This window comes from Pseudomonas sp. PB106, from assembly GCF_009764645.1.
Taxonomy (GTDB): Bacteria; Pseudomonadota; Gammaproteobacteria; order Pseudomonadales; family Pseudomonadaceae; genus Aquipseudomonas.
This window is the reverse complement of sequence record NZ_RWIM01000099.1, coordinates 70,717-82,609: the sequence shown is the minus strand read 5'-3', so window position 1 is coordinate 82,609 and position 11,893 is coordinate 70,717. Positions and strand designations below refer to the sequence as shown.

8 protein-coding genes are annotated in these 11,893 nt (G+C 61.1%); 7 read left to right on the top strand and 1 reads right to left on the bottom strand.

The window, feature by feature from the left end:
- Positions 1 to 3 precede the first annotated feature (3 nt).
- Genes EJA71_RS12885 through EJA71_RS12855 form a run of 7 tightly spaced genes read left to right on the top strand, consistent with a single transcriptional unit; the run spans position 4 to position 8,433 of the window.
- Positions 4 to 1,074: a glycosyltransferase gene (locus EJA71_RS12885; RefSeq protein WP_158957365.1), complete on the top strand. Its 1,071-nt coding sequence runs from the start codon at positions 4 to 6 to the stop codon at positions 1,072 to 1,074.
- Positions 1,071 to 2,183 carry a glycosyltransferase gene (locus tag EJA71_RS12880; protein ID WP_158957363.1) on the top strand — a complete coding sequence of 371 codons (1,113 nt, stop codon included), beginning with the start codon at positions 1,071 to 1,073 and terminating at the stop codon, positions 2,181 to 2,183. The genes EJA71_RS12885 and EJA71_RS12880 overlap by 4 nt, the downstream gene beginning before the upstream one ends.
- A complete protein-coding gene (locus EJA71_RS12875) occupies positions 2,180 to 3,493 on the top strand; it encodes an O-antigen ligase (protein WP_158957361.1) in 1,314 nt (437 codons plus the stop codon). The genes EJA71_RS12880 and EJA71_RS12875 overlap by 4 nt, the downstream gene beginning before the upstream one ends.
- On the top strand, positions 3,487 to 4,422 hold the full coding sequence (locus EJA71_RS12870) for a glycosyltransferase family 2 protein (protein ID WP_158957359.1): 936 nt from the start codon (positions 3,487 to 3,489) through the stop codon (positions 4,420 to 4,422). Before EJA71_RS12875 ends, EJA71_RS12870 begins: the two co-directional genes overlap by 7 nt.
- A 30-nt stretch (positions 4,423 to 4,452) precedes the next feature.
- Complete coding sequence (locus tag EJA71_RS12865) at positions 4,453 to 5,871, top strand: oligosaccharide flippase family protein (RefSeq protein ID WP_158957357.1); 1,419 nt, start codon at positions 4,453 to 4,455, stop codon at positions 5,869 to 5,871.
- 30 nt (positions 5,872 to 5,901) lie between these two features.
- Positions 5,902 to 6,957, top strand: a complete 1,056-nt coding sequence (galE, locus tag EJA71_RS12860) for a UDP-glucose 4-epimerase GalE (protein ID WP_158957355.1) — start codon at positions 5,902 to 5,904, stop codon at positions 6,955 to 6,957.
- A 3-nt stretch (positions 6,958 to 6,960) separates the two neighbouring features.
- Positions 6,961 to 8,433: a family 16 glycosylhydrolase gene (locus EJA71_RS12855; protein WP_158957353.1), complete on the top strand. Its 1,473-nt coding sequence runs from the start codon at positions 6,961 to 6,963 to the stop codon at positions 8,431 to 8,433.
- A gap of 58 nt (positions 8,434 to 8,491) precedes the next feature.
- Here EJA71_RS12855 and EJA71_RS12850 read toward each other — a convergent pair whose 3' ends face one another.
- Positions 8,492 to 11,806 carry a hypothetical protein gene (locus EJA71_RS12850; protein ID WP_158957351.1) on the bottom strand — a complete coding sequence of 1,105 codons (3,315 nt, stop codon included), beginning with the start codon at positions 11,804 to 11,806 and terminating at the stop codon, positions 8,492 to 8,494.
- Positions 11,807 to 11,893 lie beyond the last annotated feature (87 nt).

Below are 11,893 nucleotides of genomic sequence, written 5' to 3'. Positions count from 1 at the left end.
CCGATGCATATTCTGTTCACCCTCAAGGATTACCAGACTGGCGGCGGGGTCGAGTGCGTGCAGCAACGCCTGGCCGAACAGTTTTTGCAGGATGGCCGGCGCGTGAGCTTCTTCGTCATGAACGGCGATTCACCCGATGTCGACGGCGCACCGAGCAGTGCCGGCGGCGGCAGCGGCTTGCGTGGATTGCTCAGCTCGATTGTGTTGCTCCGCCGATTGATTCGCCGCGAAGGCGTGACGCACCTGATCGGCGCCAAGGAGCAAGCGAATCTGTGCACGTGGTTCGCCACGCTTGGCAGCCCCTGCAAAGTCATTTACAGCCGCCACGCCGCGCTCGATTGTGCCGAGCAGAAAACCGGCCTCGCCAGCCTGCGCCTGTTGTACGCGCTGTACCTGTGCGGCAGCGGCAAGGTCGTCGCAGTGTCGCAGGGTTTGCGCCAATCGCTGACACGGCTGATGCCGTGGGGCCAGCCGCGCATTCGTTACTGCCCGAATGCGGTGATCACCGAGCAATTGTTGCGGGCCGCGCAAGCGCCGTTACCCGGCGGCGTGCCGCATCATTTTTGGCTAGGCATCGGTCGGCTGGTGCAACCCAAGGGTTTTCATTTGTTGCTGGAAGCCTATGCGCGGGCGGCGAAGCAGCGGGCCCTGCCATATCTGGTGATTGCCGGCGACGGCCCGATGCGCGCCGCGCTCGAAGAACAGGCTGTCAGCCTCGGCATCGAACGCCAGGTGCACTTCACCGGGCATCTGCGCAATCCTTATCCGCTGATTCGTCAGGCGCGCCTGCTGATTCTCAGCTCGCTGCACGAAGGCTTGCCGACAGTGCTCGTTGAGGCGCTGGCGCTGGGCACGCCGGTGGTTTCGACCGATTGCGGCAGCGGCCCGCGTGAGCTGCTCGATAACGGTCGCCTCGGGCGTTTGGTCAACGTCGATGATGTGCCGGCGCTGGCCGAGGCGCTGCTCGACAGCCTCGACAACGCCGCACCCGCGCGGCATTCCGTCAGCGAGGCGATCCGCCCCTACACCAGCCAATACGCCGCCGAGGCCTACTATCAGGTGTGGCAGCGATGAAAAATCTGCTGATCATTCTTCAAGACCTCGGCGCTGGCGGCGCGGAGAAAATGATGGTGCGTCTGGCCAGCGCATTGGTCGAGGCCGGCAATGAAGTGACGCTGCTGATGCTCACCGGCGATGGCGTTAATCTCGCTGCACTCGATCCACGGGTGCGGCAAGTGCGCTTGCAAAGTCCCCGCAGCGCCGCTGCCGTGCCGGCGCTAACACGCTTCCTGCGCGCCAACCGTTTCGATGCGCAACTGGCCGCACTCACCCACGTCAACGTGGTGGCCATCGCCGCCGCAACGTTATCCGGCACGCTGAAACGCCTGCACGTCAGCGAGCGCAACGCGTTCTCCCGAGACAAACATGTCAACCCGGCCCTGTCGGTGCGGTTCGCCTATTGGCTGGCGCCGTGGCTGTATCGGTTGATTCCCAACCCGGTGATCTGCGTTTCACAGGGCGTCGCTCAGGATCTTGTCGACAGCACCATCGCCCGCCCGCGAGACGTGACCACCGCCGACAACCCGGTGCTCGACAACGATTTTCGCGAGCGCCCGCCCGCCGCTGCCCGCCATCCGTGGCTGAACGACAAATCGACGCCAGTGATCGTCGCGGTGGGACGATTGGCCCGGCAGAAAGGCTTCGACACCCTGCTCGACGCCTTTGCGCGTCTGCCGGATCCCACGGTGCGCCTGATCATTTTTGGCGAAGGCTCGCTGTGCAGTGATTTGCTCGCACGGGCCACGGCGCTGGGCGTGGCGCAACGTTTCGACCTGCCCGGCTACGCCGCCGACCCCATCGCCGAAATCGCCCGGGCCGATTGCTTTGTTTTGTCGTCACGCTTCGAAGGCAGCCCCAATGCGTTGGTCGAAGCCCTGTCGACGGGCACGCCGGTGGTGGCGACACGTTGCCCGTACGGCCCGCAGGAAATCCTTGCCGATGGCCGCGTCGCGCCCTTGGTTGACGTCGATGATCCGGTGGCACTCGCCGAAGCCATCAACGCGCAACTGGCGACTCATCGGGCGCTGAATCAACAACGGCGAATCGACGCCGCTGCCCGTTTCGTCAACGCGCGCGCCGTGCAAACGTACCTGCGGGCATTGCTTGGGAGGCCGCTGAAATGAACCGGCTGCAAGTGCGTTACTCAACGCTGGGCGATGCATTCACCTTGTTCGGCGTGTTGTTTTACACCCAGGTGATCAGCTTCTTCTTGCGCCTGGGTAACGTCAGTGTGCTGGACGATGCGCAGCAGGATCTGGAAGGCAACGTCGCCAATCAGATTTGCGGGTTGTTGACGTTGCTGGTGCCACTGTTCTTCTTCGTCCGCCAGAAAATCTTCCTGAGCAAAAGCTTCTATCGACAGAATTTCTTCCTCCTCCTGTTTCTCGCCTGCGTCGCGGCTTCGATCAGTTGGTCGAGTGAGCCGATGCTCAGTTTCAAGCGTTTTGTGGCCCTGCTCAGCGTGGTGTTCTTTGCCGGTTTCATTGCCTACCGCTACAGCCTGGAGCGCATTGCTTTCCTGTTCGGTTGCGTGATTGGCGCGGCGGCGTTGGTCGGGCTGATTTTTGCCCTGATTCGACCGGACTTCGCCTTCATTGCCGGCGGCATTCGTGATGGCGCCTTTCGCGGGATCTTCGCGGAAAAGAATGCCGGGGCACGCCTCAATGCCATCGCGATCCTGTTGCTGCTACCGATGATCCGCCAACGCAACCCGTTGGCGATGTTCTATGGCTTATGCGCGTTGATTGCCATTGGCCTGGCGCAATCGGCGACGGCGATTGCGCTGATCGTCGCGGGCGGCGTCAGCTATGGCTATTTTCTGCTGTTGATCCGCTTGCGCATCAACCGCTCGATGGCCGCGCTGTTCGCCGCGACGATCGTGTTCTTTCTGCTGTGCCTGCTGCTCTATGCCAATTACGCGCTGCTGCTGGAACTGGTCGGGCGTGACCCGTCGCTCACCGACCGCACGCTGATCTGGGAATTGCTGCAGCCGTTGATCGATGACCGCTTTATCAAGGGCTACGGCTTTGGTGCGTTCTGGGCCAGTGCCGATGCCGACGCGTTCATCAACCGCTGGGGCTACATCGGCAACGCGCACAGCGGCTACGTCGAAACGCTGCTCAACGGCGGGCTGATTCAGCTCATCGCGTTGCTGCTGCTGTTTGCCCAAGCCCTGGTCAAACGCTATCGCGCCATCACCACCGCCGATCAATCCGCCCGCTACCAGGCCTGCGCGCTGGTGATCATCGGCCTGTTCGTGGTCACCAACTACGTCGCCTATGTGATCCCCAACTACCGCTCGGGCGAGTTTCTGCTGTTTTGCGTGTTGAGCCTGACGTTCCGTCATCACCGGATCAAACGCCCGGCCCAGCGCCCCGCCGCCATCGATGTCCGCCCACTGCGCAGCGCCTTCAAGGAGCAACGACCATGCTGAACGAACGCCCGGAGACGCCCATCACGGTGTGCGTGGTGATTCCGCTGTACAACGCCGCCGCGAGCATTGTCCGCACGCTGGATTCGGTGTGCGGGCAAACCCGCTTGCCGGACAAAGTCATCGTCGTCGATGACGGCTCCAGCGATGCCGGCGCGCAAATCGTCAAAGACTATGTGGCGCCGTTCCCGTTGCTGCTGTTGCAGCAGGCCAATCAGGGCCCGGCCACGGCGCGCAATCGCGGGATTTTCGCGGCGCAGGAAACCTTCATTGCCTTCCTCGACGCCGACGACCGCTGGCACCCGCAGAAGCTGGAAAAGCAATTGGCGCTGTACGCCGAACTGACCCGCAAAGGTCATCAGGTCGGCCTGATCGATTGCTATCAGATGAGTGAATTCGATGACGGTAAACGACAACTGGAAGATCGCCGCAAGCACGGTGATCACTTTGTCGATTTCATGCGCGAGAACATGATCAATGGCACCTCGGGCGTGTTGGCACTGCGCGAAACCGTGGTCACCATCGGCGGCTTCGACCAGCGCCTGCGCTTTGCTGAGGATCGCCTGTTGTGGACGCGGATTGCCGAGCTGCGCGAGATTCACACCGTGCCGCAAATCCTGCATTGGCGGGCCGTCAGCAGCACCAACATCACCGCGCAGCCGGAAAAGTATTACCCGCACAAGATCCGCTTTATCGAACTGTACCTGAGCCGCTACGGCGCGCGGCTGAGCCAGCAGCAACGCATTCATTTCGTGCTGAGCAATCACGCCGAATTCCTCAATGCGTTTTCCCGGCGCGGCGACCATGCGCGGGTCATCCAGGTGTTCCGGCAGATGCTTGCGCATTCATGGCAGACGTTGCTGTTGGCCCATGGCAAACCGACCCTGCGCTACCTCTACGCACGGGTGAAAACCTTGCGCAGAAACGCCTGAAGCCACCGTCCTTTCGCACAGGTCTTGCCCATGGCCAATCACCGCTTGATGACGCTGATCTGGATCTTCACCGAAAAGTTCGGCCTGATTTTCCTCTCGATGATCACCTTTGTCGTCTACGCGCATTTGTTGACCCCCACGGAGTTGGGCGTCGGCACGGTGATCATCGCCATCGTCGAAGTGGTCGGCATTCTGTTCTCGTCGATGCTGGAGGATCCGCTGGTGCGCTTGCAGCGCCTGGAAGAAAAACACGTCAGCAGTGTGTTCTGGTTCGCGGTGCTGGTCAGTTTTGCGTCGATTCTGCTGATCGCGCTGGGCGCCCTGCTCTACACCACGTCCACCGAGCTGCGCTGGATGACGGTGGTGGCGTCGGTGAAGATACTGTTCACGCTGATGGCGCGGGTCTATGTGGCGCAGATGCGCCGCAGCGGCAACTTCAAGTTGCTGGCCTCGCGCACCTTGCTCGGCAAAATCGCTGGCGGCGTGGGTGGCGTGGCTGTCGCACTGCTGGGTTTCGGGCCATGGGCAGTGATCGCCCAGGCCTTGATCATGGATTGCATCTCGACCGTAGTGCTGATGCGCAACGCCCGCCAGCGCATCCCCTTGCACATCGACCGTCAGGTGCTGGGTGAACTGCTGCGCGCCGGCACGCCGGTGGCGATCAACGTCATGAGTTCGCAGACGCTGCAACGTGGGGTCAACGTGATTTTGGGCATCACCGCCGGCGCCCATGCGGTGGGCATGTTCAACCTGGCGATGCGCATCATCGACCTGCCGCGCTCGGCGATCTACAACGGTTTGATGAGCTACGCCTTGCCGGTGTTTGCCCGACGCAGTGCCGAGCCCGCGCGGTTGATCGGGGTGATCGGCGACTCCACGGCGATCAGCGGTTTTGTCCTCACGCCGCTGTTTTTCGGCATCGCCCTGACCGCCAACGACATCATTCTGTTGATCTTCGGGGCCAAGTGGGCCGACGCGATCCCGATGCTGCAAGTGCTGGCCTGCACCGCAGCCCTGGGCAATCTGGCGCTGTATGCGACCACCGCGCTGGTGGCGGTCAACCGCACGCATCTGACGCTTAAAGCCGAGGTCTTCACCACGCTGCTGGCGCTGGCGCTGGTGTACCTGTTCGGTGGGCAGTTTGGCGGCATCGCGGCGGCATGGGCACTGCTGCTGCGCATGCTGCTGATTACGCCGTTGCAGATTCGCGGCCTGCACGCCGCGATCGGCTATCACTGGCGCACCTGTTTCGCATCCGGTTACCGCAGCATGGTTGCCTCTTCGGTGATGGCGCTGGCCGTGGTCTGGACGTCCGCACATTCTGGCTTGTCCGGTTACCTGCATCTGGCCGGCGACATCGCTGTCGGCACGCTGACCTACGCGTTGGCCTACAGCCTGTTGCACCCGCGCTGGCCGCAAGAATTCAAGTTGGTGTTCACCGCCCGCTGACCTGCCTTTTCCACACTGGAGCACGTCGTCATGCGCAAAACCACTCTGATCACTGGTGGAGCCGGTTACATCGGTTCGCACACGGCCCTGCAACTGGTCGAGGCCGGGCGTTCGGTTGTGATCCTCGACAACCTGAGCAACAGCTGTCGCGAGTCGATTGCGCGGCTGGCGCAGTTGAGTCACTCGAACATCGATTTCATCGAAGGCGATATTCGCGACGCGGCGCTGCTCGACGAGATTTTCAGCACGTACGACATCGATGCGGTGCTGCATTTCGCTGGGCTTAAAGCGGTGGCGCAAAGCGTACGACGGCCGATGGAGTATTACGCCAATAACGTCGTCGGCACCCTCAACCTGTGTCAGGCAATGGCCCGGGCTCACGTGTTCAATCTGGTGTTCAGTTCCTCGGCGACGGTGTACGGCGAGCCCGCGACGACGCCCATTGTCGAGGCCTTGGGCACCGGCAAACCGGCCAACCCGTATGGACGTTCGAAGTTGATGATCGAAGAATTGCTGACTGACCTGACGCTTGCGGATTCGCGTTGGCACATCGCGGTGCTGCGCTATTTCAATCCGATCGGCGCCCATCCCAGCGGCCAGCTCGGCGAAGCGCCCAACGGTCAGCCAGCCAATTTGCTGCCCTGCCTGACGCAGGTCGCGATGGGCCTGTCGTCCGCGCTGACCGTGTACGGCAACGACTATCCAACGGCGGACGGCACCTGCGTTCGCGATTACATTCATGTGCTCGATCTGGCTGAAGGGCATCTCAAGGCGCTGCAAGTGTTGCAGGCTGAGCCAGGCCTGCACATCTGGAACCTCGGCACCGGCATTGGCTACAGCGTGCTGCAAATCATCAGCGGTTTTGAAGACGTCACCGGCATCAGCATTCCCTATCACTTTGCCGAGCGCCGCGCCGGTGACGTTGCCGAATGCTGGGCCGACGCCGGCAAGGCCGAGCGCGAATTGGGCTGGAGCGCCCAGCGTGATCTGACGCAGATGTTGATCGACAGTTGGCGCTGGCAATCCAACAACCCTCGGGGCTACAGCGCGCAACCGGCGCCGCTGCTCGCCGTCGGCATGAAATGACTTATGAGCAGATTACCGTGGTGGCTGCTGGTCTTGATTGTGCTGAGCACGGGTGCGCACGCGGCGCTTGAACCACCGACCGCCGCTGGTCTGGTGCTGTGGCTGGATGCTGACGACCCGGCAGGCATGACCCTCGACGCGCAGAATCAGATCGTGCGCTGGCGCGACAAGTCGGCCAAGGGCAACGACGTTGAGGTCGATAATCCCAAGGCCGCAACCTTGCCGCAGCGCGTGAGCGATGCCCTCAACGGTCGAGCCGTCGTGCGTTTCAATGGCACGGCGGCTTTTCTCGGCAAGGCAATTCGAGCCGCCAAAGGCCCGGTCACGGTGTTCGTCGTTTCGCGTCGTTTGCCCGAGCAGGCCGGCGGCAAGGCCTGGCAACGGTTGTTCAGTTCGCGACCGCAATTGGCCGACAACGACAATGTCGCGCCGAACTTCGGCATCAGCGTGCAACAGACCACGGCGTACGAGCCGACCCTGGCCTTTCTGGAGAGCCAGGATGTACCGATTGGCCCGTTCGCGGTGGCGCGCAATGTCGTCGGCACCTCGGAAATCCTCCGTGGCGACATCGCCGAAGTGCTGGTGTATGACCGCCCGTTCAGCAGCCAGGATGAGCGCCGCAGCGTGTTCGAATACCTGGCGAAGAAATGGGCAATCGCCATCCCGCCACAGGCCGATGCCTGGACCCGCGTCGGCGCACTCGGCCCCACGCCGACGCCGACCCACGCTGATCTGCCGCTGTCGGATCAAGCCAACGTCGGGCGCTGGCAGCGCGATACGCGGCTGTCCGACGAGTTCAATGGCACCACACTCGACGCCGCTCGCTGGCACGTCAACGATGCCACCGGCACCGATTCACTGGGTCGAAAACCCGCGCTGTTTCTGCCGGAGAACGCCAAGGTCGGCAGCGGCAACCTCAACATCACCTTCCGTAAACAGACGTTGCCCGACAAATACGTGCGCCTGGGCTACAAGGATTACAGCTCAGCCATGGTGCGCACTGAAGAACGCGGCCTCTACGGCTACTACGAAGCCCGCGCCAAGCCGATGAACTCCGCCGGTTCCAGCGCCTTCTGGCTGGCCTGGACCGGCCTGCCGGACAACGCCACCGAAATCGATATTTTCGAAATCGGCGGCAAGACCAAAAACGAAGCGTTCGACCGCCTCTACAACATGAATGCCCACGTCTGGGCCACACCGCAGAGCAACGAACACCTGAGCGCCGGCAGCACCTGGATAGCACCGTGGCGTCTGGCGAACACTTTTCATGTCTACGGTTTCGACTGGCAACCCGAGACGCTGCGCTGGTACGTCGATGGCGTGCTGGTCAGGGAGGCGAAGAACACTCACTGGCACTTCCCGATGCAAATCGTCTTCGACAGCGAGGCGATGTGGGACTGGTTTGGCGTGGTCGACGATGCCGACTTGCCGTCGACGTTTCGGGTCGATTATGTGCGGGTCTGGCAGCGCCAGTGAGTGACGCCCTGAGTGAATCAGGCGGATACGCAACCTCTGCGTACCCGCCTCAAAGCGGTCAATCCATGTCCAGTTCCGCGTAGGCCGGCCGGTCGGCGCGGGCTGGCGGCAAATCGCCCTGCCAGAGGACGAAGACGTCATTGACTTCCTCTTGCCCGACTTCGTAGGCATAAAATTTCATCCTGACGCGCAGCGGATTTCTGCGCCAATGCGCCCTGATTTTCGCGCCGTCAGCATCAGCCAGATCACCGATACTGGTCGTCGCCTTATTCATGTATCGCGCAACGATATCGTCCTCAATCGACTTTTGATTCGAGAGCAAATGAGCGCCATTGTGGGACGGGAAAGCAACAGCTACGAGCGAGTTCTGTTCAGCGATTTGAATGGCGACCTCAAAAAACGTCTCGACAATGGATGACGCCGTATGCGCCGCGAGCATGTCATCCATTGGATTGATCGCGCGGACAATCAGGCACAGGCCGGTTGGGTGCAATGCCGGGATCGGTTCCAGGCACACCAGCGCCATGCCGGCCAGACGCCGTTGCGCTGGGTCAAACACCAGCAGATGGGCCTGCCTGGAATCCTGCCACATTTGCGTATTGTGTCGAGAGCAGAGCACCGCGGCGTGCTTGGCGAAATACGCAGCGGGATGTTTTGACAGCGTCGCTTCCAGCGCCGTGGACAGGTTTTCAGTCTTGACCTTGACGAACTTGGCGTGCTCCCTGGCGACCCAGCGCAAGCACGTCTCCAGGACATTTTCCCTGACCTGTCTGAACGCTTCGCGCAGTTGCTCGCGCCCGCTACCGGGCAACCACTGTGCGGTCACTACGAGACGGCGGGCAAAAATCGCCGCGTCCGTTTCGCTGAATCCTGCAAGAAAACGCTCGGCATGTTCATTCAGTGCGTCCGGTAACGTGCTGTTGAACAACTTTTTCAACTGCTCGAATCGTTCAAACGCCTGGGCTCCCTCTCCGGCCATCTGCGCGACATTTTGCAAATCTTGCTTGACCCACTGCGCCACTGCTGTGTCCTCGCGAGCTGCCGCGAGCATCACGCCAAGATGTTCGGCCAGGGACCATGGATCACGCGCAGCATCCTCCAAACGCTTGGCGCGAAGCCCTTTGCACGTCTGGGCAATGTCCTGATCTCCCCGTTCGTGAAAGCGCATGGCATAAGCCGCTGCGCGGTCCAGCCCATTCAAACTTCTGCGCTCAAGCAAACCGTCAAGACGCCGAAAGGCTTTTTCCCACGTCATCGCATAGTGGGCCTGCAGGGTCAGCGCGGCGAGATCAGCCTCTCGCCCGCGCACCTCAGGCCAGGTTTCGAGCACGGTGCCAACCGACGTCCGGTAGACCATGGAAATGGCATCGGCCTGCATTTCATCCAACACTGCATCTGCCGGGCCGCGCCCGGTCAACAGTTGGTCGATCAGCGGATTGAGCGCCGCCAATTGATCTTCGATGACGTGAGAAGGCTCCCAGGCATTGCGCAGAATGCTTTTCAGCACGACACCTGCGGTGCGGTGGAGAATCTTTGGCAGCACGGTGATCAGACTGCCGAGTTCCTGGGCAAACAGTGTTGCGTAGGCCTCGTCATAGAGAGCTCTGGACGCCTCGTCGCGCGCGACGAATCGCTCACCCAGCACAGCCAGGCAACGCGAGCGGACAACGTCGTGCACCGCGCTCTGGTTGCCTGTGACCACGCTGAAATTGTTCCGCGCGTAAGCATCGTCCAGCAGCAGAAGATAAGCGTCATCCATGCGTCCCCACCAGCGAAACCCCTGAATGCCTTTGACCTCGTCGTAGTACCAATCGTGTAGCAGGTCAATGCTGCGCAAGCCCTTGCGCTCGACGAGGAAGGTCAGCAATCGCCGTCCGAGCCAGGCAATGGACAGTACCTGTTGCAGGTGCACGAAATGCGGAAGCTCCATCACGCTCAGCAAGTAATCGTAGGCATCTGTATCGACGCTTTTACTGGCCTGCTGGACCCAGTCGACCACGTCGGTCAACACCGCTTTGCGCTCGCCGAGCAGCTTCAGCAGATACTCCAGAAGATGCGTCGAGGTGTTCTTGTAGCACTTTTGAAACTCCAGTACCGCTACGGCAGAGCCGTATCCGTATCGGGCCAGAATCGCCAGATATTCAGGCAGTTTTTCCGGATTCGACAGGTAGCCGCCACACTGCGTCAGTTGCTGGATCGTCAGTGAATGCGGCGCACCGGCGAGCACATTGATGCCGATTATGGAACTCGTCGGGCTTTCCTTTTGACTGGCCTGCAGGATCAGCGACTGGCATTGAGCCAACTCCTTGATCCCGGCACCGATATTTTTCAATGCCTCGACGTACTCGCTGGACAGCGGATGGTGACTGTCGATCAAGCGGCGAAATGACTCCACATCCTCCACATTGCGTGCGCCGAGGGTGTCGACGACAAACGACCAACCCGCCGTTGGTGTGTCCCAGAGTTTATCGCCGTACACCGCATAGAGCGCAGTCAGGTCTTCAAACCCGGCGCCCCGCAACACCGCCAGATTCGCCGCGCAACGCCGGGCGTTGAAACGCTCGATGTAAAACTGGAAAACGCTTGCGATGCTTTGGCGCTCAATACCGTGATCGCGCAGTACGCGAACCAATTGGCGTGATTTCCACAGCAGGCCATCGCGGCAATGCTCCTGCAGGACTCGCCATTCGTACTTTGACTTGATCCAGGAAAACTCTTCCTTGCGAGTAATTACGCCCTCTTCGATGAGTATCAGGGCCAATTCGCCGGACACCTCATAATGGCCATACCGCGCGTACGGTTCCATCTCGGCCAGGCTACGCATACCCACTCGAAAACAGGCGTGCACCCACTCCGGGCTCAGCGAGCGCAATGTCTGCAATTGCGCGAAAGACGGAAGCGGCAGTCGACGCAACGCCAAATCGACACCGCTATCGAACAGCGGAATATCGACGCCCAGCATACGTTTGTACCGGCTATCGAACAGGTACTGACGCCCTTCAAAGGTGCCGACCTCATTCATCCGCCGTTGAACCTCGCGCCATGAAATGAACAGAGGTACAAGGATCTGTCCCAATTTACGGAAGCAGGACCAGCGCTCGACGAGCAAGGGAATGGGCGCCGGGATGGCCAGCGCACGCCGGATCAATGGCTCGTGATCGGGGTTCTCCACCATCAAGGCACGGACGCGGTCTCGCACCTTGCCGCGAAACTCGCGAATCAGTCTGCGTAACGTGCGAAACCGCGGCACCACCTCAGTGTCGGGGTGAGTCCACCGGGTGGCGCTGTCGTCGCGCCAGGACGGGCAGTCTTTCAGGATCCGCTGACGAAAACGGCGGTACTCCGTGCCCATGCAATCATTTGAATCCTTCACGCGTTCTCCTTGACCAGGGTGCAGGCTCACCCTGGGATTGTGCAGTGTCGAAATAGACTGGCGCGGGCGTCACGCGGGCGCAATAAA

What these genes read in the sequence shown, in the direction of transcription:
- EJA71_RS12885 (WP_158957365.1), top strand. Translation starts at nt 4, where the DNA reads ATGCATATTCTGTTCACCCTCAAGGATTACCAGACTGGCGGCGGGGTC.
- EJA71_RS12880 (WP_158957363.1), top strand. Translation starts at nt 1,071, where the DNA reads ATGAAAAATCTGCTGATCATTCTTCAAGACCTCGGCGCTGGCGGCGCG.
- EJA71_RS12875 (WP_158957361.1), top strand. Translation starts at nt 2,180, where the DNA reads ATGAACCGGCTGCAAGTGCGTTACTCAACGCTGGGCGATGCATTCACC.
- EJA71_RS12870 (WP_158957359.1), top strand. Translation starts at nt 3,487, where the DNA reads ATGCTGAACGAACGCCCGGAGACGCCCATCACGGTGTGCGTGGTGATT.
- EJA71_RS12865 (WP_158957357.1), top strand. Translation starts at nt 4,453, where the DNA reads ATGGCCAATCACCGCTTGATGACGCTGATCTGGATCTTCACCGAAAAG.
- galE (WP_158957355.1), top strand. Translation starts at nt 5,902, where the DNA reads ATGCGCAAAACCACTCTGATCACTGGTGGAGCCGGTTACATCGGTTCG.
- EJA71_RS12855 (WP_158957353.1), top strand. Translation starts at nt 6,961, where the DNA reads ATGAGCAGATTACCGTGGTGGCTGCTGGTCTTGATTGTGCTGAGCACG.